This is a genomic window from Siccirubricoccus soli, from assembly GCF_024178315.1.
GTDB lineage: Bacteria > Pseudomonadota > Alphaproteobacteria > Acetobacterales > Acetobacteraceae > Siccirubricoccus > Siccirubricoccus soli.
Map to the genome: position 1 here is coordinate 1 of NZ_JAMZIK010000055.1, position 1,035 is coordinate 1,035.

Sequence of the window (1,035 nt, forward strand, 5' to 3'; positions counted from 1 at the left end):
CTGTGTGCTCGGCAGGAGGGCGGCGCAGCCAAGGCCGGCTGCCTTGGCAAGCCGACCGACGCCCCCGGGGCGAAGAAGATCCGCCAGACCGACCCGAGGCCCATTCCCTAACAGGTCTTAGGCCATGGCCGGCAGGGCGCGGCCGCCGGCGAGGCGGAGGATGCGGGTGGGGCGCTCCACGCCCACCAGCCGGTGCGCGATGAGGATGACCGTGCGCCCGGCCATCACGCTTTCCAGCGTCTCCAGGAAGGCCCGCTCCGTCTCGGCATCGAGGCCGGCGGTCGGCTCGTCCAGGATCACCACCGGCGCGGCGGAAAGCAGTACCCGCGCCAGGGCCAGACGCCGGGCCTGGCCACCGGAGAAGCGCGCCCCGGCCTCGCCGCAGCGCGTCGCCAGCCCTTCCGGCAGGGCGCGGACCAACTCGCCGATGCCGGCGCGGTCCAGCGCCCGCCACAGCGCCGCATCCGGCGCAGCCGGCGCGGCGAGGCGGAGATTGGCGGCGATGCTGTCATCGAACAGCCGCGCATCCTGGGTGAGGCAGGTGATGCGGCGGCGCACCTCCTCGGCCGTCAGGCTGGCGAGATCGACGCCGCCCAGGGTGATCCGCCCCGACTGCGGCGCCGCCAGCTTCAGCAGCAGGGCGGCGAGGCTCGACTTGCCGGCGCCGGAGGGGCCGAGCAGGGCGAGGCGCGCACCCTCCGGGATCTCCAGCTCCAGCCCGTCGAAGACCGGCGGCCGGTCCGGCGCCCAGGCGAAATGCAGGCCCTCGATGCGGATGCCGGTGCCCGCGGGCAGCGGCGCTGGGTTGTCCGGCTCGGTCACCGGCGGCCTGGTGTCGGCGGCCTCGAACAGGCGGCGGGCGGCGGCGGCGGCCTGGGCCAGCGAGGTGCCGGCGCGGGGCAGCGCCCCCACCGCCTCCGCTGCCGCGACGGCGAGGAAGACGCCGAGCACAGCAAGGCCGAGCCCCTCCGCGCCGTTGGCCAGCGCCCAGGCCAGGGCGCCGAGCAGCGCGGCCTGCACCAGCAACCCGCCCGC

The 1,035-nt window shown here is 76.5% G+C and carries 1 protein-coding gene; it reads right to left on the reverse strand.

Annotated features, from left to right (window positions below):
* Positions 1-117: 117 nt before the first annotated feature.
* The coding region (locus NJ376_RS09190; RefSeq protein ID WP_252952946.1) for an ATP-binding cassette domain-containing protein at positions 118-1,035 on the reverse strand (918 nt) is incomplete at its 5' end.